Raw genomic sequence first — 22,836 nt, 5'->3', positions numbered from 1 at the left:
TGAAAGAAAGACAGAGCCTCCGTCCTGGAGGCTGAAGCAAATCCCTTGCTCTCTGTCTAGTTTCAAATCTAGACCCACTTTTTTATTCACGCAAATTCCAAAGTGTAACAATATGTTTCTTATGTTTTTATCGAAGGCTATAGCAACATAAAGGTTACTAGGACAGGCATGTTAAAAAACAGCAGTCATTTGTTTTGATGCTTTTGTGATACGAAAACGTAATGTGGGCTAAATGATGAAAGCTTCATTTCCAATCGTCAGATTCCCGTCGAGCCCCCTCCATACAAGCCTTCGGAATTGAATTCGCGCCTGTTCATTTATGGGCTGGAATGCCTAAAAAAGAGCATTCAGTAACTGGAGGTTTGTTGCCTTAAATATGGGTTAAAGTCGAAACGAGAGGTTGTCTTTTACCAGGACAGGCATGTTAATAATCCTGCGGCTACTACGCTAACGACGGATATTGGTTTAATAGGCAAGTATCGTATGTATTGATTTTATTAAAATAGGTAGGTTTTTGTTGAGGGGGAATAGCGTGAGTAATCATTGCTGGGGGATGGTTAACCCGTTATTATGTGCGGCAAAATAAGGTGGTTACTACGCTGCTTTAGTTAACATTTTTAGGACTCTAATGAAAAAGACGTTTGCTTTATCCCATCCGAAGATCTCTTATCAGCGCTTAATTGAGATGGCCAAGCACGATGTGAAAAAATACATCAAGCAAGAGCGCGCTAAAGCTCTACCTGAAGGCGCTGACTTTTGGGGGTTTAGTTGCAAATTTGGACAAACAGCGGATAAGGCAAGGGCGGTTCATGAGGGCGATATTAATACTAATATTAGCTCTGCACAGAGTCAGCACTGGAAGTCTTTTTATCTAGAAGTTATTGCAGTACCCAAGACACGAACTAAGCGCTCAGATACAGAGTAATATTTTCTTAGGGAAATAACTGAGCGTTTGCTCATTGATGAACAAATATTGATACCGAAAAGCCGGCAATCACGATGTGATTACCGGCTTTTTTATATTTTCAGACCTAACGCCTTCTAGAAGTTAGAGGAGAGCAAGTGCCTATTAATCATGACAGGCATAAATAAACCGCTGATGATAAGGGAGTCACCGGTTGTTGTCTGACGATTTGGCGTGTTTATTGATTGCCGCAAAGGTGGGCATAGTCAGCTTGTAATTCCATTGGAATCCAATCTTGCAGCAGCCATGTCGGTTGTTGGGCAATCAGTAGTGGTGTGACTTGTTTTTGGATATCTTTGATGCCTACTCCGTTGGCGCAGAGCGTTTTAACCTCTGCGGTGGCTTTATCCATATGATGGATAAGGGCATTGATGTCGGCGGCTGTACCGACAGGGCCATGTCCAGGGACGACAACGGTTGGCTTGGTTGTAGCGATATTGTGTAAAATAGTGCGCCAATTTTCTGGATCTACGTCAGTTTCAGACATTTCTGGGAACCAAGGCATGATAGGGAAGGATTCAGTTTCCAGTAGATCCCCAAGAATATAGACACCTTGGTCTGGCACGGAAATAACTTGGTCGCCGAGAGTGTGTGCAGGGCCATAGTAGTTCAGTTTTACTGTGCGTCCACCAAGGTCAATGCTCGCTTGTCCATCGTATAGTACATCGGGTTTTACAAATTTGACTTCTTTCATAGCCGCGGCGACATTGTAGTGTTCAGCAAAGAGTTTACGAAACGCCGGACCTTTTTTCTGCAATTCTTCGTACTGTGAGCGATTATAAATAATAGTAGCTTTGTCTTTAAATACTTGCGCACCAAAGCCGTGTTCCGGGTGGAAGTGGGTGAGAGTTAGATAAAGCTTTTTATCGCCTGCTAGTTTTTTAGCTTCTTGCAGTACCCGCTTTGCGCTTTCAACGCTCAGTCCAGTATCGACTATCATCGCGGCTTTTTCGCCAAGGATAATAGAGACATTTGGCACCATGAAAGTATGGTTTTTATCTTCTATTACATATACCCCGTCACTGACTTTTTTTAGGTCGTTTAGGTTGATTGTTTTTTCCGCCGACACGTCTTTTTGTTCGGCGCTATCTTGGGCCGCATAAGCGCTTGTTGTTGTGGTCATTAAAGCGGTTAGCGTTAAAGCAATCGCAGAAAGTTTATTTAGTTTCATCGTATTTCCTGAGTGTTTCTCTTTAAGTTGATGGCGACGCTTGTGGGCCATAGGTGACAGTGTTGATTTATTATCTTGTGCCACATAAAATTTATCTAACAAATATCTTATATAGATGAATATACAAAATATGGATTTTAAAGGCATAGATTTAAATCTATTAGCGGCTTTTGATGCGCTGATGATAGAGCGTAACGTGACTCGTGCAGCGGCGCGCGTTGGTGTCAGTCAGCCTGCAATGAGCGCAGCCTTGTCCCGCTTAAGGGTATTGTTAGCCGATCCGCTTTTTATTCGCAGTGCTCATGGTTTATTACCCACAGCAAAATCGAGAGAGCTCGCGGAGCCCGTAGCGCAAGCATTGAGGCAAATAGAGGTTGCCTTTTTACCTAAGCCTTTGTTTGATCCATCGACTGCTTCCATGACGTTTACATTAGGCTTGGTTGAGTACCAATCTATGGTGTTATTGCCCCGTTTGACCGCGCATTTAGCCCTCCAAGGCGCTGGTTTATCTGTGTCTGTATGTGGGGTAAGAAATCGTGATCATGCTATTGAATTGCTTGATGCAGGTACCATTGATGCGGCGGTTGGGGTACTGCCGATGAAGTCAGAAAACCGTATTTTAGCCCAGCCTGTGATGCAAGATGAGTTTGTAACGATCGTCAGAAAAGGACATCCATTGGTAGAGAAAGACATCAGTCTTGAGACTTTTTTGTCCTTGCAACACATCTTAATTTCCCCAGAAGGTGACCGTCATGGCTTTGTCGATCAAGCGCTGGCAAAAGAGGGGAAAAGCCGAACTCTGGCGCTGACATTGCCGCACATGTTTGCTGTACCAAGTGTGATCGCCAACAGTGATCTTACTGCCACCGTACTAAAACGAGTCGTGGCACATTCACCTGCTCAAGCGGAAATATTACAGCTTCCACCACCAATCGAGCTGCCCACGATTTCCTTTGATCTTATTTGGCATAAGCGCAATGATTCCGCTCTTTCTCAGCGCTGGTTTCGGGAGCAAATCAGCATATTAGCAAGTACATTTTAGTAACTGATCAACGCATTTATTTTAATGATTTGTCATGTTTTGCTATTTAAAGCGCGAAAATTTTTCAGACACACTATTATTGATAAGTATTACTTGGACAGGCACTTTAAATCGCGCATTACATTTAGAAGTGCTGTGCTAAAAGTTACTCGTGCAAAGCCGCGAACTCGGTTATTCAATAAGAGGTGATTTATGCTACTACGATGGGTTTTTTTGCTGCTTGTACTACTCGTATCGGGCTGCGCATCGTTACAAGAAACAATGGATGTACATAAACCCAAAGCCTCAATATCTGGCGTTTCGATAGGAAGTCTTTCGGCAGATTCAGTGACGTTATTATTGGATGTTGACGTAACAAACCCGAATGTATTTCCACTAAAAACAGCAGGTTTTGATCTTGGCTTGTTAGTTGGTGGTAATAATATTGCATCGATCAATCAACCAGATTCTAGCTTGTCGTTACCAGCCAAAGGCAGCAATAGCGTGAGCTTACCTGTGACGTTAACCTTTGACCAATTGCTAAAAAGCGTGAGTGGGTTAGAAGGGAAAAAACAATTGGATTATGCTGTAGAGGGCGATGTCGCTATCAATTTGCCTGTGCTGGGCGATTTGAAACTACCAGTGGATTTTAGCGGGCAAGTGCCGATTCCACAAAAACCTGAGGTGGCTTTTAAAGGTGTCAAAATGGACTCCATAAGCTTAAGTGGCGCTAAATTCAGTATGGATTTGGAGGTGACTAACCCCAATGATTTTGATGTGAATTTAAGTGATATTAGTTATCAACTTGCTTCTCAAGGAACCTCTTTAGGTGGTGGAGAAATATCGAAACTTGACCTTGGAAAAGGGCAAACTCAGGCATTATCCATCCCATTAACTGTTGGATTGAGCGATATGGGCATGAGTGCTTACCGTATGTTAACCAGCTCTGATCCAGTGAGCATGGACGTTCGTGTTGGAGCGAACGTTGACACCGACATCGCTGGTTGGAAACCGAGTCCTTTGCAGTATGAAACGAAGCAAATATTGACAAAATAAACGCAGATTTTATTCTTTAAGCGCTACCACGCTTTCTTTAAATAGAGAGAAAAGCAACCAGAAAAACGCGACAGTTTACACCACTGATCGCGTTTTTTTGTGATCAAATTACCACCAAATTTACAGTATGATCTTTTTTATCCCCGCGACCTTATCAGGTTTTTTTCTATTCATTAACTATGCCTGTCCTAGTTATTGGGCGCGGTCATAAAACAGCATATAGCTGTGCCTGTCCTAGTTATTTGGTGCAGACATAGACAGAGTTGGTTGAGTTTTTGCCTTGGAAAGGATTGTAAAAAGAGACGAGATGAGATTCTACCGTTTCAAATACTGTGCCTAATAAAGCCTCGAAATTTGCTTCTGGTGGATTTTGCGACCACATAGCAAAGACGCCGTTGGGCTTAAGTTGCTCGGACATTTTAGACAAGTTTTCGGTTGTGTAGAATCCAGCATTCGCGGGATTGAGGTACTCGGTAGGGGAGTGATCTATGTCTAATAAAATAGCGTCAAATTTCTTCCCTGGATGGTCAGGGTCAAAGCCAGCGCTAGGATTTCTAGCAAGGTCAAAGAAGCTGCCTAGTATATAACGGTTACGCTTATCAGCATTGAGTATTTTTCCGAGAGGGACCAACTCTTTTTGGTGCCAACTAATGACTGTGTCGAGAGCATCGACAACTAAAAGTTCGGAAATTCGTTCATCTTTTAGTGCTGCTACAGCGGTATAACCTAACCCCAAACCTCCCACAACCACACTTAGATTTTTATCTTTTACTTGCTCTAAACCCAGTGTAGAGAGGGCTTCTTCAGCCTCAACAAACATACTCGACATCAAAAACTCTTCACCCAGTTTTACTTCGTAAATTTCTCTGTCGCCAAAAGCGGGAATTTTTCTCTTACGAAGGGATATCTCTCCTAAAAGAGAGTCCTGACTATCAAGTTCTTCGAATAACGATGGCATTTTATAGAATCCTAAATATGGGCTTATGGGCATTATACGGGTTACAGAGAAGGAAAAGTAACTCATCGAAGCTTTAACCAGGACAGGCACGTTAAACCATCGTTTAACTAAAACAGGCATGTTAAACCATCGTTTAACCAGGACAGGCACGTTAAGCCGTCGTTAACCAGGACAGGCACGTTAAACCATCGTTTAACTAAAACAGGCATGTTAAACCATCGTTTAACTAAAACAGGCATGTTAAGCCGTCGATTAACCAGGACAGGCATGTACTGGATGCTATGCATTTAGTCTTTGATGATGGAGAATATGGTGTGGTTTGGAGGTGTTTGCCTACAGACTATTGACGTTATAAATAAAGAGGTGAATATTCGATGAAAGAAGACGAGAAACAAGCTTTGTTGGACGCTTTAAAAGTGGCTTTCTGTTATATGCCAAAGGCGATTGAAGTTAATAAATATGAATATGGTGACCGTTACCAACTAGTGTTAAATCATGTGGAGTCGGTGCGAGAGGTGTTGCTCATGAATGACATTGACCCAGATGAAGTTGATGGTGAAGTGAACAGTGACATTGCACCAAATTCGACGTATTAAGAATCCATTTTAACCAAGACAGGCATGTTAAGAAGTCAGGTTGATTGAAAAAGAAGTGAATAATTTGCAAACTGAAACGCTGTATTGGGCGTTGTGCCCACACTGCCTCGGTCGCGGTAAGAAGAGTCGTCGGTTGCGTAAAAAGGTCCGTTTACAGTATCAAAAAGCGTTAGCGGAATTTGAGAAGCAAGGCGGTGAAGGGATGCCTCCCGAACGTCCAAAAGGGCATTTGGATGATTGTACGGATTGTGCTGGGTCTGGTTTGCAGGCGGCGGATGGGTTTCCTGAGGCAGACGCGAACCATTATCCTCATGTTGCGATTGTGGGAGGTGGCATCGGTGGTATGGCCTTGGCAGTTGCCTGCTTGCATCGAGGTATTCCATTTACGCTTTATGAGCGAGATGAAGAATTTAGTGCTCGCTCGCAAGGGTACGGTTTGACATTGCAGCAGGCGAGCAAAGCGATTGAGGGATTTGGGTTGTTTCAATTGCAGGATGGAGTGGTATCGACTCGCCATCTCGTTCACACTCCTGAGGGCAAAGTAGTAGGTGAATGGGGGATGAGAAAGTGGCTCGCTTCTGAGGCGTTGGCTACGAAAAACGCCACGCCTAAGCGAACCAATGTCCATATCGCTCGGCAGGCTTTGCGTCTTGCATTATTGAAGCAGCTTGGTGATCGAAGCCGGGTGCAGTGGGGCCACAAATTGGTCGATTTCAAAGACACAGCCATGGGCATTGAGTTAAATTTCCAGGTGTCAGGGGAGTCTAAGCGTGCTCATGCAGACCTTGTTGTGGGGGCCGATGGCATTCGCAGTGTGGTACGGAATGTGTTGTTTGATAAAGAAGTGGCACCGTTGCGATATCTGGGTTGCATGGTTATTTTAGGCATTTGTCCGCTGCAAGATTTGAATGGATTTGAGCATGATCTACTGGATTCTGCCACCGTCTTTCAAACGGCGAATGGCCATGAACGCATTTATATTATGCCTTATTCTGCGGATAGCGTGATGTGGCAGCTGAGCTTTCCTATGCCGGAAAATGAGGCGAAATTATTAGCTGCTCAAGGGCCAAAAGCGTTAAAAGAGGAGTCTTGTCGTCGGACTCAATGGCATGACCCCATTCCTCAAATTCTAACGGCGACCGAGACATCTTTAGTGTCCGGCTATCCAGTTTATGATCGAGCTTTATTGGCTCCGCAGCATTTGGCTCAGGCCGACAAGGTTACTTTAATTGGTGATGCAGCTCATCCGATGAGTCCTTTTAAAGGGCAAGGGGCGAATCAAGCTTTATTAGACGCTTTGGCCCTAGCGCGAGCGATCACAAAAGGCTGTGGCCCTTATACAAATTGGCGCGAAAGTGGAATAAGAGACAGTGTTCTGACAGAGTTTGAAGCCGAAATGTTGGCCCGCAGTGCCGTGAAAGTAAAAGGTTCTGCCGAGGCAGCTGAGTTTTTGCATTCAGAGACAGTACTTCACGAGGGCAATGAGCCGAGAGGACGTTGTTTGCAGAGAAAATAAAGGGGTGAGAATGTATGCATCAAGACCTAGAAGCAAATAAAGCAAACGCCATTGCATTTTATAAAACAGCTTATTTGGGTGATCCTGAAAAAGCGGTAGCCGACTTTGTCGGGGATGAATACATCCAGCACAATCCTGTGGTGGGAGATGGTAAGCAAGCCTTTATTGATTACTTTTCAGAAATGGCGCGGGATTATCCAGAGAAAAATATTGTGTTTTTGCGCACCATAGCAGAAGACGATCTAGTGTCATTGCATACTCGTCAAACTTGGCCCGGCAATGAAGAATACGTGACCATGGATTTTTTTCGTTTTGACGACAATGGCAAGATTGTCGAGCATTGGGATTCCATTCAACTGGTGCCAAAAGAGAGTAAGAACAACAACACCATGTTTTAATGGTTAGATTTTTAAGTATGGTTAAGTGATAAAAAACGGTGTTCGCATAATGCTAAAAAGGTGACACGCATTGTGCGAAATACCGAAATCCCCCAGTTAATTAGCCGTTATTTGGCAAAGCGTTCTGACACCAAGCAATACCCGCATTAGACAGATAATACTGGTAATGTTTTGTGCCCACTTCCCTTAGCGCACTGTGTACTCGAGAATTCATTACCGTCTTGAAGTTTTCGAGTTCATCAGCGTTTAGTTGCTAGTCCCTAATAAGCTTAAGGAAGGCGAGCATTCGCGGCAGATAAGTTTTGCAATTGCTCGATCAGCCAACGATGAATAGGGCTGTCGTTAGTACGAGGGTGCCAAGCCACAATGACCTTAAAAGAGGGTGGTAACGCCGCGACTGGCAGCTCTTTTACCTTGTCATTAGGCAGTAACCTTGATGGATAAAAGGCAATCATATCCGTGGTTTGTAAAATATTGGGGACAGCAGAAAAGCTCGGAACAGACATCACAATATTACGGCTAAGCCCTTTGTTTGCAAACCATTGGTCATGAGAGCCTTTTAAATTTGCTCGCGAGGGCGACACCACTAGTTGTGGTAGCGCAGCGATTGTGGCCAAGCTCAAGGGGGGTTCAAAACCGCTATTGTGGCAGCCAGTGATACACAAATGTTGCTCTTCAAGCAGGGTGGCATAGGCTAGGTTGTCGGGTATGAATTCAGGGAAGCTGATTAATAAGTCCAATTCGCCAGCACTAATAAGTTGATTGACCTTGTCTGACTCAAACTCACGAACAATCAGTTTTAAGCCCGGCGCTTGTTGGCGAGTAATGTTAAAAAGTTGTGGCAGCAGGGCTTGGGTCGCATAGTCTGTAGCACTAATACTAATGACACCTTTGTAGGTTTCTGGTGCAAATACATCGGGCTCTAACAGCGCGTCCAGCTGTTTTAATATTTGCTCAACGGCAGGGCCCAGAGTTTGGGCTTTGGGTGTGGCGACCATGCTGTTGCCTTGACGAATAAACAGGCGATCATCAAATAAATCACGCATTTTGCGCAGCTGTTCACTAATGGCCTGCTGCGTTAATCCCATCTTGCGGGCCACTTGCGAGAGGTTCTTTAACTCCAGCAAGGTGTTTAGCACCCTTAGCTGCTTAATATCCAGTTTATTAATACCATTCATAATTGTAGCCAAAACAAAAAAGTCTTGTTTCAAATTGTATCTTTAAGTCTTTATGCTAGCCAACATTGTTTAGCAATGTGCTATTTAATCTGCTTTTAAAGAGAGTTTTTCATGAAACAAGTTTCCCCGAACACAAGTGCGTTGTTTTCTTCTGTCGCGCTGGGGCCTTATACCCTAAATAACCGTATTGTTTTACCACCATTGACCCGCTCACGTAGCTCTCAACCGGGCAATATTCCGAACGATTTAATGGCCAGTTACTATGCTCAGCGCGCCAGCGCGGGTTTTATGGTCACCGAAGGCACGCAAATTGAACCAAGAGGCCAAGGTTATGCGTGGACACCAGGCATACACACTCCAGAGCAGGTCGAAGGCTGGAAGAAAGTTACCAGTGCCGTACATGAAAAAGGTGGGATCATTTTTGCTCAACTTTGGCATGTTGGGCGTGTTTCTCATACCAGCCTACAGCCAGAAGGCGGTGCACCTGTTGCACCGAGTGCGATTGCGGCGGATAAGGTCAGTGTATTTGTCGAAACAGGGCCGGGTGAAGGTGCTCTGGCTGAGCCGAGTATGCCCCGTGCATTGTCCACGCAAGAAGTTGGCGAGTTAGTGGCGCTATACGCACAAGCGGCACGCAATGCCCTGGACGCAGGCTTTGATGGGGTTGAATTGCATTGTGCTAATGGTTATTTGGTGAATCAGTTTATTTCCGAGCACAGCAATCAGCGCGATGATCAATATGGCGGTTCCCTTGAGAATCGACTGCGCTTTTTGAAAGAGATTGTCGCGGCGGTTAGTGAGGTGGTTGGACCAGAACGCTTGGGTGTACGTTTTGCCCCTTTGTTTGCTAGCACAGATGAAGACCGAGTGTATTTAGGTCTGGTCGAAGCCGATCCTCATACCACTTATATCGAGGCGATCAAATTGCTTGAGCAAGCCAATGTGGCGTATTTGTCGATAGCGGAAGCCGATTGGGAAAATGCCCCAGATCTTCCTGATACTTTCTACAGTGCGGTTCGAGAGACTTTTTCTGGGTGTATTATCTACGCGGGCAAATACACAGTTGAAAAAGCACTGAAAGTATTGAACAAAGGGCACGGCGACTTGTTTGCTTTTGGACGTCCTTTTATCGCCAACCCCGATTTGCCAGCACGTATTGCAAATGGCTGGTCGCTGAATGAGGTTGACCCAGCCACCATGTATGGCGGAACAGCTCAAGGCTATAACGATTACCCTGGCTATCAACAAGATTAAAGGCTAAGTAAAAACGCCTATTGGGTGTGACTAGCACTCAATAGGCGTGTTGTTAGGGTTTGCGTTTATTTGATCTCGATAAACGATAGGGGCTTGGTGCATCCGCTGTGGTGTTGATCATTTTAGGGGAATCAAACAGCATCAAAGTAATCACTACTGCGTGATGGACACAAACAACCACTTCTGTTGGGGAATCGAGTTCAGAATTGCGCCTGTAGTATTTCCATTTTTAGTCAACTCTTCTCTTTCTCCCTGTGTCTCAATACTGTAAACCGTGTTGCCAAACTAATCTGCCAAATAGGGCTTATTAGTGTGCTGGTTCCATGCCATAAACAGCCCTCCTACTTATGACAGCATTAACTTATGTAAACTATGTACTCGGTTTGTTTTGTAAACGATGTGGTCGGTCTATACACCCCTCCAGCTCCCCCTCGAAGAAAAGGGGGAGGGCCAGAGCGAGTGACAGTTCCAGTGCCAGGGCAAGTGCTAGGGCCTAGAGCTAGGTGGGTTAGAAGTCGTATGTAGCGCTTAGATAAACGCGGCGGCGTTCGCCGACGTAGGAACCAATGGTTTCGGTGAAGCCACTGACGGCGTATTTTTTATCAAATAGGTTTTTGATATTGGCTTGAAACTTCCAGTCTTGCCATACGGTTTGCCAAGACGCATCGTAAACCGTGTAGGATTTGACGGTTTGATTATCGCGGTTTTTTTGTGTGCTGACGTAATCCGCGCCAAAACCAATGGAAGAGGTTATGCTTGGGAAGTCATATCGCGTCCAGACACCCAGTTGATGATGCGGCATGTTGGCTTCGTAACGATAGGCGTCGTCTGTATCGGTCACTTTGACATCGTTATAGGCGTAACTGATGTTGGCCAGCCAGCGCTCAGTAATGTCGATTAACGCATCGGCTTCAAAACCTTGGCTACGAATTTTACCAATGGCAATGTTGTAATCATCGTCATCTGGGTCTTCCGCTAGCATGTTTTTACGTTCGATATGATACACAGCAAGATTCAAATTTAAGCGATTGTTAAACAGGTAGGTGCGCACCCCAAGCTCGTATTGTTGGCTTTCTTCTGGGTCGAATAAGCTGCCATCTTCAGACGTTTGTTGGTCAGAGGCGCTTTGTGGTGAAAAGCCCGTTGAATAAGACACATAAGGTTTTAGGTAACGGTTCAGATCGTAGGTAGCACCAAAGCGAGTGGAGTACCCAACGTCATTATAAGAGGCGTCAGTATCGCTTTTGTGATCGGTGTAATCTTCTTGCATGTAATCAATACGACCGCTACCCAATAAGCTCAGTTTGTCAGTCACTTTCCATTGATCTTGAATAAAAGCACCCACTTGATTTAGCTCAGTGGTCTGGTCTTTCGATAGCGTCATATCATAAGAGCTGACATCGTCGTCATAAACTGGGTTCGTTAGGCTAAGGTTGGAAACGCCAGCACTTTCTCCGGTGGCCTTATAGTAGACATAGTCTTCTTTGTTGTAGTAGTAATCCGCACCCGTTACCAAGGTGTGTTTGCCTAATTCGGAGACAAAGTAAGAGGAGATATTCAGCCCCTTATTCTTCCAAACTTGGTCGCGGTATTCTCGGGTAGCGGTATCAGCAACGCCATCAGAATCTGTGTCTGACAAGCTTTTTAACTCATGATAATTTTGTGTTTCTGTGTTTTCGAAATAACGTACACTGGTGTGATTGCTTAACCAGCTATTGATTTCATGGTCTAAGGTCGCTTGGAAAACGTCGGCTTTTAATTCCTGATAATCCGAAGGTTCATTGTTATTCCATGAAGTGTCTGCTAAAAAGTTACCGTCGTCATCGGTAGGAATACCGCGTAAACGGGCACCATCGATATGTTGATAAATATGTGTGTACTGTAGGGTCAGGGTCGAATCTTCATCGAGGTCCCAGGCGTAGCCAAGGTCAATGTTCTCGTTTTCTTCTTCGACATTATTGCGGTAAGAATCTTCCCCACTGGAGTAAATCCCCACTCGATAGCGTTGTGAGCCCGACTCATTGGCTGGGCCTGAAGATTCAATGCTGCCGCTCAAAAAGTCTTTATTACCCGCGGTCACTTCAAGGGTGTTTTTTTGCTCGTAAGTGGGTTTCTTCGTGACGTAATTGATTGTGCCACCAGAATCACCAGCACCATACAGGGCGCCAGAAGGGCCTTTTAGCACCTGAACTTCTTGGATGGTAAACAACTGAGGAATAGAAAATCCCTTATAAGGATCGCCTTTCATACCATCATAAAGTACTTCATCCTGAGCGAATCCACGCATGGTGACCGTAGAAAAATTGTTATAGGAAACGCCGGAGATAGAGCGATAAAGATCGCTAATTTGATTCGCCGCTTGGTCTTCGATCAGCTCTTTGGGCAGTACTTGAATGGATTGCGGGGTTTCATCAATCGGTGTGCTGGTACGAGTGCCTAATGTTGATTCGTCTTCTTTGTAAAGCGACAGTGCACGACCTTTGACTGCGAGAGCATCTAGTTCAATGGGCGTTGAGTTGTTTGTTGTGGATGTGACTTCAACTTGTTCTGACCTATCCGTGGTGGTGTCTGCAGTGGTGTCGGCAAAAACACTGGCAGAGAAAGCAAGCGCTCCATATGCTTGCATCATAGTGAATGTGGTTTTCAGGTTCATAAAGCAATCAAAAGTCAGGTGAAGGAGGTGGGTATAATATTGATATTGATAATCGTTATCAATAAATAATTCGCTTTTCCTCCATAATTCTGGTTTTTGTATTGTTAATGGACAAAAAAGGCAATGTGTTGACCAACAGCATTGCCTTGCGTGTCAGTGAGCGTTTTGTTGGTCTGTGTCCGCTGCGCGGCCATCGGGGTAAGTGGGTGGCTGCTGGTGGTTTGTGTGTCATGACTTCCGCGTCGGCCTAAAGACCGACCCACAAGATCAAGTGACAGTGCAAGTTCAAGAGCATAACCCCCTCCAGCTCCCCCTTGAAGTAAGGGGGAGAGCGAGAGACAATTCCAGAGCCAGAGCGAGTGACAGCTCCAGAGCAAGGCGAGTGACAGTTCCAGAGTCAGGGCTGGTGCTAAGCGGACGCGGTTTTTTGTTCAGTGGCGTTTTTTAGGTAATTCACTAAGCTGTCTTTTAACAGCAGTCGGCGCTTTTTAAACTCTTCTTCTTGGAAGGTGCTGGTGAGGACAATTTCCTTTTCCATCTTCTCAATTTCTTCGGTAAGAAAGTTATATTCTTCGAACAGTTTTTTAAAGTGTGCATCCGTCATTTTAAGCTGGTGGATTGTGTCTTTAAATTCAGGCAGTTCATTGACCAAGGTATGGTTTTCGATCGGCATAGTGTGCTCCTTATGTATGTTCTATGACTAGATTACGTGAGAGAGCCAACAGAACGCTTGATGTGGGTCAAACTTTGTTTTGCTAAATAGGCTTGATGACGATTAAGCCGAGGTTAATCGTTTAACCCAGATCACTACAATAAAAGGGAAGCTCTACGAAAGGCAATGGCATGAAGATTTGTTGCAAAAGGTTTTGCGGTTTAAGGCTGAGTCTTACCAAATATTGACGGCGTTAACAGACGAAAAAGGCCAACCCATGTAGCTGGCTTGGCCTTTGGTACCACAAGGGTGTGCTAGAAGTTCAGTTCGACCCGTGGCTGGCTGTTTTTCGAAAAGTCCAGTTCAGGAGAGCAAATGAACAGTCTTGCTGAGTCTATGTCTTGGCTAACCAAGTAATCTTTTAAATGATGGGCTCGTGCTTCAGCGAGGGCATTGGCTTGGTGTCTCATTTGTTCATCTACACTTGCTGGTGGTTGTTCCAGCTCGATGTCCTGGTAGTTGGCTACCCCACATATTCTTAATTCGCTTTGCGTCTTGTCTTTTAAGAGCGCAACCAGTTGCTTTAAGAAAACAGTCTGATCGCCGTCCACACTGATTTCCTGAGGCTTATAAATCAATGGTTGGACGCGTATTTTCAATAATTGATCGCTGGCAAACTGCGCCACAGTAATAACATTGGCATAAGGCACAAAGGTTTGTAATAGATAGCTGCTGGATGCTTGGAACAAGGCCTTTTTCACCGGAATGAAGAGGAAGTCGCCCCAGCCAAAGGACGGGCTGTCGATGTTGCCAGACAAGGGAATATCTAGGTCAATATTATTATCGCTGTCTTTAAGCGCGCTGACTGCCATATTCAGTGGAATGACCCCAGCTTTGATCGCTGAGCCGCTTTCGTAACTGCCACCAAGGTCGAACTGTTTGAGTACTAGGTGGCTGTTACCGCTAAGCTCTCCTTGCTCTGCATCCAGTTTTAAATCTAGATTGAGCTGGCCAGAATCGATCTGGTAGCCCAGCACACTGGCAATGTAAGGGGAGTAAGGCGGTAGCTCGGCTTGGGAGACTTTTAGCTCGCTTTGCATGGTCAGTTCATCGGCCATGGGCCAAATCTTAAGATCGCCATCTAGGGTAGAGTACTTGCCATGTTTCAGCTCAACCGCCAAGGTTGCGGCTTGTTCAGGGTCTTTTGTGTTGAGGTTTCTAAGTGACAGCTTACTAATGTCTAGGGTGCGTCTTAACGCCGGTTTTACGCCATTGTCTTCTAAGTGAACGCTGGATTGGCCGGTTAAATCAAAGGCATCAAGAATAATGTAATAAGGGGCTTTAAAGGCAGGTTGTTGGGCCGCTTCTTGGGTGGTGAGGACTTTCTTGGCGTCTTTTTCTTTTGGTGCTGCTGGATTAGAGGTCGCAGCTGCAGGGGGTGTTTGCTGTTTGGGGTCGATAAATACCAGGTTAGTAATGCGGCGCTCTTTGTCCATTAATACATTACTGATTAAGTCTTGGGTGGCGATGCTTTTGATGTTTGCACCAGCCTGATTGGCATTAACTTGGTTGATCTCTAGATGGCTTAAGGTTGCTAGTGGTGTGGGGTTATCGCCTTTTAGGGGGCTTGATACGACAAGGTTTTTTATCACAAGCTGTGCCAGCTGCGCCGTGAAATCCTTGCCTTGCTGTACCAGCTCAAGGTTGGCTAGATTGGCGCTGTCCCAAGCCGCTGCTCGCTTCTCAGGGGAGAGTTTGCTGTCCATATCGTTGCTTGTTAGGTTGATCTTATGGCCAGAAATCTTAGGCTCTTGTTGATTTTCTAAGTGAACATCAAGCTGTTCCGCGGTCAATGTGGTGGCGCCTAGTGTCGAGTGTATAGTGCCTTCTTGATCCAGCTTGAGCTGCTTGATGGCCAAATCAAAAAGCTGGCTGTTGATGTCCGTGCTCTGTTGCTTCTGTGAGAGGTGAAGTGAGTTACTCCAATCAAGCGTTTGGTAGGCGATCTGATTGTCCGCCTGTTGCGCAAAGAGCCCCGCACTGGTTATTTTGCTGTCGAATGCCAACGAAGTTTGTTCGTCTGTGGTTTGTTTTGCACTTAGCTTGGAGAGGCTAAGGTCTGTGCTCTCGTTATTCAGTAATAAAGACGTCAGTGCAACAGAAAGTCCCTTTATGGCGGCATGGCTTTCTTCGCTATTGGCTGACAGCTCGGTTGGGGTTTTGCTGATTTCAAAAGGTAGCTGAAGCGCGACACTTTCGAGTTGTGCGGTTTGTTCATCTGGCAGCTGCGCAGACAATTCGCTAAGGCGGCTAGACACCTGACCATTAAGTTTGATGCGCGATATATCATCTTGGATATTAGCCAAAAAGTCGTCGAGAGTGACTTGTAAGTCTGCCACATCGACTTGCTGATTATCTTGTTTCGCCTTAACGCCTTGTAAGCGAATTTTGGTTTGTTGGCTTTTTATGTCGTTGCTCGCCTGTTGGCGTTTTACGACGAGCGCCGACTGCAGTTCCAAATCTTGATAGGCCAGCAAGTTTTGATCTTGGACAAAGGCGCTGTCTTGGCTCGTTAACATGAGTTTTCCAGAAGCGGTCACTGCGGTGTCCGTGCTGAAGGTTACGGAGAGGTCTGATAAATCCAGCTGGGTTTTTTTACTGCGCACAGACATGGCATTTCCAAGCGGTAGCGCCAGCTCGTCGGTGTTTATTGTGAGGTTAGATTGGCTTAAGGAATAGGAAGAAAGAGCGTCGTTTGCTAAAAACGATAACGCCAGTTCGCCATTAATAGAAATGACCCCACGACCTTGTTGATAAGGGGCAGGAAGAAAATGGGAAAAATCCTCTATGGGGAGGCGGTTGTTGCCGAGCATTAAGTGAGCATTGGCTGAATGAGGCGTGTATTTGATCTCGCTGCTTAGCCTAAATTGAGCGTTATTAAGCAGCGCATTGAGCTGGATATCCCCTTGCCAATCGAGGCCCGCACCATGTAGGTCATCAATCGCCAGTTGATTAATGGTCAGCGTGTCTTTTAATGGGGAACTTTGATCGTCTAATTGACGTGCTAAATGCACTGCGCTGTCGGTAAAGCGAAAGCTTGGCACGCTGACTGACCAAGGCGTGCTGTGGTCTTCTGTTGCTTCTTTCTCAGTCGTTTCTTGTTCAGCTTGTTGCTGATATTGAGACAAATCGATGCCGGCGACAAACCAGCGTTGTTGTTGCTGTTTTACATCGAGGGTGAGGCCGTCAATATCGGCGTCGGTGACGTAAATGTGTTTGCTAAAGAGGGGGAGTAGGCGAATGCCCAAGGTCAGATTATCGAGCGCGAGCGTTTGCTGGCCGTCCTGAGTCACTTCGAGCGCTTCTAAGCTGACCTTAGGTGGGAAGAAGTCCACTGACAGCTTGGCAAGGCTGGCATCTTCTCCTTGTTCGGCAAAGTATTTAATTAAGTAGTGCTTACCAATAATAGGCGTAAGCAACCAGGTTACAAAAATAATAATGAATAGGCTGATGCTTGGGATGATAAGGTAATTGCGCCAAGGTCTCTTCATAGTCTTCTTGCCTGTTTGCCTAGAATGATGGTGTTAAGAAGGTTTATCGGGTTCCGTTCTTGTCGGCATGCGTAATAAATAGACGCTGACGGCTAAGCCGATTAATACTAAACATAGTGTGGCCCAGAAACGCCCAACAATCATGATGGATATTGCCATACCAAGCCACATAAATGCGATAGCACGGTTTCTAGCGCGTTTAGGAATGCCGTCGGAAGATTGCCAATCACGAAGTATAGGGCCAAAATATTTGTGCTCAAGGAGCCAATTATGGAAGCGTTCTGACGACTTAGAAAAGCACCATGCCGCCAATAAAACGAGGGGCGTGGTAGGCAGTAACGGCAGAAATATCCCTATGATGCCGGTAATGAGCGAGAACCAGCCTAAAATAATGAAAAAAATTCGTTTCCCTTGCATGTTATCGCCCATGATTATGCGTCACGTTGAAAAATATTCTAACGTTGCTTTGACTGCTAATGCTAGTTGCTTTGCACTTTACTGACTAGTAGTAACAAGTCGTTGAGAAAAGGTCGACAATGGACCGCTTGGTTACGCCGTTTTATTGTCGCTCAAGGAAATAGCGTGCCTGATACACGCAAAATGGTGCTTCTTTTGCTGTCTCAGGCTCGCGTCTTGCTGTTACTTACCGGCGTTAAAGATGGCTTCCATGGATTCTTCCATTTCAGGCTCAACGAGGGGCCAACCGCCTAAACGTTTCAAACGGTTTACCATTTCACAAAATAATTCTGCGGTTTTTTCCGTGTCGTATTTTGCGGAATGGGCCTCAGCGTTATTAAATGGAATGGCCGCCGCTTCACAGGCTTTCGCTAATACTGTCTGACCAAAAACCAAGCCTGCAAGGCTGGCTGTGTCAAAACTAGAGAAAGGGTGGAACGGGTTGCGTTTTATCTCTGCTCGTTCGATAGCAGCATTGAGAAAGCCGTGATCGAATGCCGCGTTGTGACCCACTAAAATAGCGCGTTTACAACCTACAGATTTGAGTTCTTTACGCACTTTGGTGAAGATCTGCGTAAGCGCTTCACTTTCTTCAATGTGTGGTCTTTCTGGATCAAACGGGTCGATACCAGTAAAATCCAAAGCGGCTTTTTCTAGGTTTGCTCCTTCAAAAGGTTTGACTAGAAATTCCAAGGTTTCATGGATAAAAAGCTCGCCATTTTCATCCATTCTTAGAATGCTTGCTGCGATTTCTAATAATGCATCGGTTTTTTGATTAAAGCCTGCGGTTTCGACGTCGATAACAATCGGTAGGAAGCCGCGGAATCGATCTTTGATTTCATGGTTTGACAAAAGAAGGTCCTTAATTCTGCCACTTGCTCAAGAATGACGGGGTAGATAGGATCGGATGATAACACAATTGATAATGCTTGAACGAGATCTCTAAATGGGAATTACCCAACAACTGTTAATTCGTAGTTTTTTTGTCTTAGGGACTCTCTTGCCTGTGAGTCAGGCAAGTGCATTGACCCACTACCAATCGAATATTACCGATTCGAAATGGCTGTTATCTGGCAATATATTCTCCTGTAGCTTGACCCACCCAGTGCCGAATTATGGCGAAGGCCACTTTATAAAAGAAGCGGGTGAGCCAATGAAGTTTGTGTTAAAGCCGGAAAACGAAAAAATGGGGCCAGGCCAAGTGTATATTATTTCCCAAGCGCCAAACTGGTCGCCTGGTATAAAGCCTGAGACCTTGGATATCCTGCCTTATCCTGGTTATGGTTTAACCGTCGAAGTGGGTGGCCGAGTGGCAGAAAAAATGCTCACCAGCTTAGACAAAGGGCGCCAGCCAGCGCTAGCAGGCAGCGCTTGGGAAAATCGTCGTGAAACCGTTGAGGTCAGTTTATCGAACATTAATTTCGCTCCGGCTTACGATGAATTTCGTCGTTGTTTGTCTTCCTTGTTGCCAGTGAATTACGAGCAAATTGCCCGTACCGCCGCCTTGTTTCCTAGTGGCCATGCGGATTTAACAGAAGGCACAAAGCGCCGTCTAGATCTGGTTGCCTTGTATGTGTCGAATGATCCAAGTGTGCAATATATTTATATCGATGGCCACTCCGATAATGTGGGCTCACGGCGTGATAACCGCGAATTGTCAAAGGCAAGAGCGGAAAAAGTCACCACGTATTTATTAAAGAAAGGCGTGCCAGTCGACAAAATTATCTCGCGCTATCATGGCGATCGTTACCCTGCGGTGAGCAATAATTCCGCTCAAGGTCGTGACCGAAATCGGCGGGTGACAATACGCCTAGAAAAAATAAACGACGAGTAATGTCGAGTTGAAAACCATCGATTCGCTTAGTGAATAACATAAAGCCCCTAAATTCACCTGATTATCTTCATGGTTAGGGGCTTTTTACTTGCTAAGAAAGTTACGAAATCTTACACTTAGCGCCACTTTTGAAAATCATTTACGCCGCCTTGTACTGCTTTTAAAGCATGGGCATAAAGCGTGATATCGTTGAGGAGAATAGAGATAATGTCTGACGTGAAGAAGGTAGTGCTTGCCTATTCTGGCGGCCTGGATACTTCCGTAATCGTGAAGTGGCTTCAAGAAGAGTATAACTGTGAAGTGGTTACCTTTACCGCTGATTTGGGTCAGGGTGAAGAAGTTGAACCAGCTCGCGCTAAAGCTCAAGCGTTGGGTATTAAGGAAATCTACATCGAAGATTTGCGTGAAGAATTTGTCCGCGATTTCGTTTTTCCAATGTTCCGTGCCAACACCATTTATGAAGGCGAATACCTTCTAGGTACTTCTATTGCTCGTCCTCTGATTGCGAAGCGCTTAATTGAGATCGCAAACGAAACTGGCGCTGATGCTATTTCCCACGGTGCAACCGGTAAAGGTAATGACCAAGTTCGTTTTGAACTAGGTGCTTACGCACTGAAACCAGGCGTTAAAGTGATTGCGCCTTGGCGTGAGTGGGATCTGACTTCCCGCGAAACCCTAATGGCATACTGTGAAGAGCACAAGATCCCTGTTGATTTCTCTACTAAGAAGAAAAAATCTCCTTACTCAATGGATGCGAACCTGCTTCACATCTCCTACGAAGGTGATCAACTAGAAGATCCTTGGTTAGAAGCTGAAAAAGATATGTGGCGTTGGTCTGTGTCTCCTGAAGATGCACCAAATGAAGCAACCTACATCGAAATCGGTTACGAAAAAGGTGACCCAGTTTCATTGAATGGTGAAGCCCTATCTCCAGCGACCATGCTTGAGACATTGAACAAGATCGGTGGAGCAAATGGTATTGGTCGTGTTGATATCGTCGAAAACCGTTTTGTTGGTATGAAAGCTCGTGGTTGTTATGAAACACCTGGTGGCACCATCATGATGAAAGCGCACCGTGCGATCGAGTCTATTACCCTTGACCGTGAAGCGATGCACTTGAAAGACGAAATGATGCCACGCTACGCAAAAATCATTTACAACGGTTTCTGGTGGTCAGAAGAACGTCGTATGATGCAGGCCTTGATCGATACTTCTCAAGAGCATGTAAGCGGTACTGTTCGCCTTAAATTGTATAAAGGCAATGTGGAAGTGGTTGGTCGTCAATCGCCAAACAGCTTGTTCGATAGCTCTATCGCAACCTTTGAAGATGATGCGGGCGCTTACGATCAAAAAGACGCGGCAGGCTTCATTAAATTGAATGCTTTGCGTATGCGTATTGCTGCTCAGAAAGGTCGTGGCTTTTTAGATAAAAAGTAACCACTTTTTCGTTTTCCGAAAAAACGCCTCATTTTTAGTTAGATGAGGCGTTTTTTTTATCTTTTTGTCGAAGTTTTTACGATCGGTCAGGTATTTTTCTGTTTGAATAAAGGGCAAAAAGTGTTTTGATTACAGATTAGTTTTTTCCGGCTGACGTATCTCGGCGTGAGCGACAGCAAGCGTGCTCTTAAGTGCATTCTTTGCGATTAAAACGCAGCAGTCAAAATGCCCTGTGAGCGTGACCTTAAAAGAAGAGTAATTATGACGATTTATAACCTTGGTTCGATCAATCTTGATCACCTTTATCAAGTGGATCATTTCGTGCGTCCAGGTGAAACCATGGCCTCGCAAAATTATCAGTGTTTGTTAGGCGGAAAAGGCGCCAATCAATCTGTGGCTTTGGCCAAAGCGGGGGCTGATGTTAAGCACGTTGGGGCAATACACCATAGTGACCAAGCGGTGTTGGATCAGCTGACAGAGTTGGGGGTGGATACCCAGTTAATTGCCCGTTTAGAGGTGCCGACAGGGCATGCTATCATCCAATTGAATAAGGCGGCTGAGAACGCCATTATCCTATATCAAGGGGCGAATCACGCCCTGACAGAAGCACAGGTAGATGGGGTATTGGCTCAGGCCAATGACGGCGATTGGGTGCTATTGCAAAATGAAACCAACCTCATCGAATACACCATGGAGCAGGCCCAAGCCCATGGTGTGAAGGTTGCTTTTAACCCAGCCCCGATGGATGCAGAGCTGACCAAGAAAGTGCTTCCCTGGGTCGATCTGTTGATAGTCAATGAAGTAGAAGCAATGGATTTGCTTGGGGTAAGTGATGTAGAAAGCGCCAGTAAAATGCTGCCTAACGCATACCCAGACTTGTCTGTGTTAATGACTTTGGGTAAAGCCGGGGTTCGCTACTTTCCTAAACAGCAAGCGGGGGTCAGCGTTGAGAGTCTTTTTGTTGAGGCTTTCTCGGTTGAAGCCGTTGATACGACTGCAGCAGGGGACACCTTTATTGGTTATTGTTTGTCTTCATTGATGAATGACGAAGACATGACCCTTGCCCTTCGACGTGCGTGCGCAGCTTCTGCGCTGTGTGTCACAAAAATGGGTGCCGCGTCGGCCATACCTAGTCGCGCTGAGGTTACCGAATTTTTAGCCAAACAGGCTTAGTTTATAAAGAGGAAGTCGAATATGGCTCGTAAAATTATTATTGATACAGATCCCGGCATCGATGATGCTATGGCGATCTTTTTTGCCTTTCAAGCGCCACAATTAGATGTGTTGGGGCTAACAACTACTTTTGGTAATGTGCCGGTAGAATTGGCCACACAAAACGCCATTACCCTGACAGAAATCGCTAACGTCGATGTGCCTGTTGCCCAAGGGGTGGCGGTGCCGTTTTCGATTGCGCCACGTCCGCATCCGGATTTTGTTCATGGCGCCGACGGTTTTGGTAACATTAACTGGCCGGCACCAAAGGGCAAAGCGATTGAGAAAAGTGCGGCCCAGTTTATCGTCGATACGGTACGCGAGTACCCAGGTGAAGTGACTATCATTGCTTTGGGACCACTTGGTAACTTGGCCAAAGTCCTTGAACTTGACCCTGAAGTGGCGAACCTTGTTGATGAAGTTATTCTGATGGGGGGGACCGCCATTGAATACGGAAACGTATCGCCGGTGGCAGAAGCCAACATTATGAACGATCCACACGCCGCCGACGCTGTCTTTACCGCGCCTTGGCAGGTAACCATGATTGGCCTTGATGTGACCCACCAAGTGTTGCTAGATAACACAGTATTAGAGCGTATTAAGCAGGCCAACCCTGAAGAAGGTGGTTTCCTCTATGACTGCGCCCAACATTACATTAATTTTTACAGCAGCCGCTTTGATATGAATGGCTGTTACTTCCACGATGCATCGACCATTGCTTATGCTATGGACCCAAGTATTTTTGGTGTTGAGCTTGGTGCAGTACGCGTTGCGTGTGAAGGCATTGGTATTGGGCAAACTATTTTTGCGCCTCAGGGAATGGAATTCCCAGAGCCCCATTGGAACGATGTGCCAATGACGCAAGTTTGCATGGAAGTAGACAGTGAGCGTCTGCTTAAGCTGTTTGAAACCACGCTTTCATAAAGAAG

Annotated in this window: 20 protein-coding genes; 12 read left to right on the top strand and 8 right to left on the bottom strand. The window is 45.5% G+C overall.

Annotation, left to right across the window (positions count from 1 at the left end; all coding sequences use genetic code 11):
- Positions 1-628 precede the first annotated feature (628 nt).
- The gene (locus DFP81_RS00965; RefSeq protein ID WP_115895889.1) at positions 629-925 is read left to right on the top strand and encodes a DUF6172 family protein; all 297 of its coding nucleotides are present in this window, start codon (positions 629-631) and stop codon (positions 923-925) included.
- A gap of 217 nt (positions 926-1,142) precedes the next feature.
- Here DFP81_RS00965 and DFP81_RS00960 read toward each other — a convergent pair whose 3' ends face one another.
- Complete coding sequence (locus DFP81_RS00960; protein ID WP_220342768.1) at positions 1,143-2,135, bottom strand: MBL fold metallo-hydrolase; 993 nt, start codon at positions 2,133-2,135, stop codon at positions 1,143-1,145.
- Positions 2,136-2,265: 130 nt separating this feature from the next.
- Here DFP81_RS00960 and DFP81_RS00955 point away from each other — a divergent pair, with 130 nt between their 5' ends.
- Together DFP81_RS00955 and DFP81_RS00950 are read left to right on the top strand one after the other, a co-directional pair.
- On the top strand, positions 2,266-3,177 hold the full coding sequence (locus DFP81_RS00955; RefSeq protein WP_115895888.1) for a LysR family transcriptional regulator: 912 nt from the start codon (positions 2,266-2,268) through the stop codon (positions 3,175-3,177).
- A 192-nt stretch (positions 3,178-3,369) separates the two neighbouring features.
- Positions 3,370-4,212: an LEA/WHy family protein gene (locus DFP81_RS00950; protein WP_115895887.1), complete on the top strand. Its 843-nt coding sequence runs from the start codon at positions 3,370-3,372 to the stop codon at positions 4,210-4,212.
- A 238-nt stretch (positions 4,213-4,450) separates the two neighbouring features.
- Here the strand turns inward: DFP81_RS00950 and DFP81_RS00945 are convergent, their stop codons facing one another.
- Positions 4,451-5,170: a polyamine aminopropyltransferase gene (locus tag DFP81_RS00945; protein ID WP_115895886.1), complete on the bottom strand. Its 720-nt coding sequence runs from the start codon at positions 5,168-5,170 to the stop codon at positions 4,451-4,453.
- Between the two features lie 374 nt (positions 5,171-5,544).
- Between DFP81_RS00945 and DFP81_RS00940 the strand changes: the two genes are divergently transcribed.
- Genes DFP81_RS00940 through DFP81_RS00930 form a run of 3 tightly spaced genes read left to right on the top strand, consistent with a single transcriptional unit; the run spans position 5,545 to position 7,680 of the window.
- A complete protein-coding gene (locus tag DFP81_RS00940; protein WP_115895885.1) occupies positions 5,545-5,766 on the top strand; it encodes a penicillin-binding protein in 222 nt (73 codons plus the stop codon).
- A 55-nt stretch (positions 5,767-5,821) separates the two neighbouring features.
- Complete coding sequence (locus tag DFP81_RS00935; protein ID WP_245959045.1) at positions 5,822-7,282, top strand: FAD-dependent oxidoreductase; 1,461 nt, start codon at positions 5,822-5,824, stop codon at positions 7,280-7,282.
- 14 nt (positions 7,283-7,296) lie between these two features.
- Complete coding sequence (locus DFP81_RS00930) at positions 7,297-7,680, top strand: nuclear transport factor 2 family protein (protein ID WP_115895884.1); 384 nt, start codon at positions 7,297-7,299, stop codon at positions 7,678-7,680.
- Positions 7,681-7,949: 269 nt separating this feature from the next.
- Here DFP81_RS00930 and DFP81_RS00920 read toward each other — a convergent pair whose 3' ends face one another.
- Positions 7,950-8,858 carry a LysR family transcriptional regulator gene (locus DFP81_RS00920; RefSeq protein WP_115896253.1) on the bottom strand — a complete coding sequence of 303 codons (909 nt, stop codon included), beginning with the start codon at positions 8,856-8,858 and terminating at the stop codon, positions 7,950-7,952.
- A 111-nt stretch (positions 8,859-8,969) separates the two neighbouring features.
- Here DFP81_RS00920 and DFP81_RS00915 point away from each other — a divergent pair, with 111 nt between their 5' ends.
- Positions 8,970-10,112 (top strand): alkene reductase, encoded by a 1,143-nt coding sequence (locus tag DFP81_RS00915; protein WP_115895883.1) that lies wholly within the window; start codon positions 8,970-8,972, stop codon positions 10,110-10,112.
- Positions 10,113-10,620: 508 nt separating this feature from the next.
- Here DFP81_RS00915 and DFP81_RS00910 read toward each other — a convergent pair.
- A complete protein-coding gene (locus tag DFP81_RS00910; RefSeq protein WP_115895882.1) occupies positions 10,621-12,765 on the bottom strand; it encodes a TonB-dependent siderophore receptor in 2,145 nt (714 codons plus the stop codon).
- 101 nt (positions 12,766-12,866) lie between these two features.
- Between DFP81_RS00910 and DFP81_RS18160 the strand changes: the two genes are divergently transcribed.
- Positions 12,867-13,016, top strand: coding sequence for a hypothetical protein (locus tag DFP81_RS18160; RefSeq protein ID WP_181903017.1), 150 nt, complete (start codon positions 12,867-12,869; stop codon positions 13,014-13,016).
- A 158-nt stretch (positions 13,017-13,174) separates the two neighbouring features.
- Here the strand turns inward: DFP81_RS18160 and DFP81_RS00905 are convergent, their stop codons facing one another.
- The 4 genes from DFP81_RS00905 to rnt form a co-directional block, all read right to left on the bottom strand.
- Entirely contained in the window at positions 13,175-13,438 is a 264-nt protein-coding gene (locus tag DFP81_RS00905) for an HP1242/YdcH family protein (RefSeq protein ID WP_115895881.1), read from the bottom strand.
- A gap of 293 nt (positions 13,439-13,731) precedes the next feature.
- The gene (locus tag DFP81_RS00900; RefSeq protein WP_115895880.1) at positions 13,732-16,968 is read right to left on the bottom strand and encodes a DUF748 domain-containing protein; all 3,237 of its coding nucleotides are present in this window, start codon (positions 16,966-16,968) and stop codon (positions 13,732-13,734) included.
- Between the two features lie 33 nt (positions 16,969-17,001).
- Positions 17,002-17,397, bottom strand: coding sequence for a YbaN family protein (locus tag DFP81_RS00895; RefSeq protein WP_245959044.1), 396 nt, complete (start codon positions 17,395-17,397; stop codon positions 17,002-17,004).
- Positions 17,398-17,607: 210 nt separating this feature from the next.
- Positions 17,608-18,276, bottom strand: coding sequence for a ribonuclease T (gene rnt, locus DFP81_RS00890; protein WP_115895879.1), 669 nt, complete (start codon positions 18,274-18,276; stop codon positions 17,608-17,610).
- Between the two features lie 94 nt (positions 18,277-18,370).
- On the opposite strand from rnt, the gene DFP81_RS00885 reads away from it, so the two are divergent.
- The 4 genes from DFP81_RS00885 to DFP81_RS00870 all read left to right on the top strand — a co-directional run bounded on the left by DFP81_RS00885 (position 18,371) and on the right by DFP81_RS00870 (position 22,831).
- A complete protein-coding gene (locus DFP81_RS00885; protein WP_115895878.1) occupies positions 18,371-19,258 on the top strand; it encodes a flagellar protein MotY in 888 nt (295 codons plus the stop codon).
- A 207-nt stretch (positions 19,259-19,465) separates the two neighbouring features.
- Complete coding sequence (locus DFP81_RS00880; RefSeq protein WP_115895877.1) at positions 19,466-20,695, top strand: argininosuccinate synthase; 1,230 nt, start codon at positions 19,466-19,468, stop codon at positions 20,693-20,695.
- Between the two features lie 261 nt (positions 20,696-20,956).
- Positions 20,957-21,868: a ribokinase gene (locus DFP81_RS00875; RefSeq protein ID WP_115895876.1), complete on the top strand. Its 912-nt coding sequence runs from the start codon at positions 20,957-20,959 to the stop codon at positions 21,866-21,868.
- A gap of 21 nt (positions 21,869-21,889) precedes the next feature.
- Entirely contained in the window at positions 21,890-22,831 is a 942-nt protein-coding gene (locus tag DFP81_RS00870) for a nucleoside hydrolase (RefSeq protein ID WP_115895875.1), read from the top strand.
- Positions 22,832-22,836 lie beyond the last annotated feature (5 nt).

Source organism: Marinomonas pollencensis (assembly GCF_003387375.1).
GTDB lineage: Bacteria > Pseudomonadota > Gammaproteobacteria > Pseudomonadales > Marinomonadaceae > Marinomonas > Marinomonas pollencensis.
The sequence above is the reverse complement of the archived record's forward strand: the minus strand, read 5'-3'. Positions and strand labels throughout refer to the sequence as shown.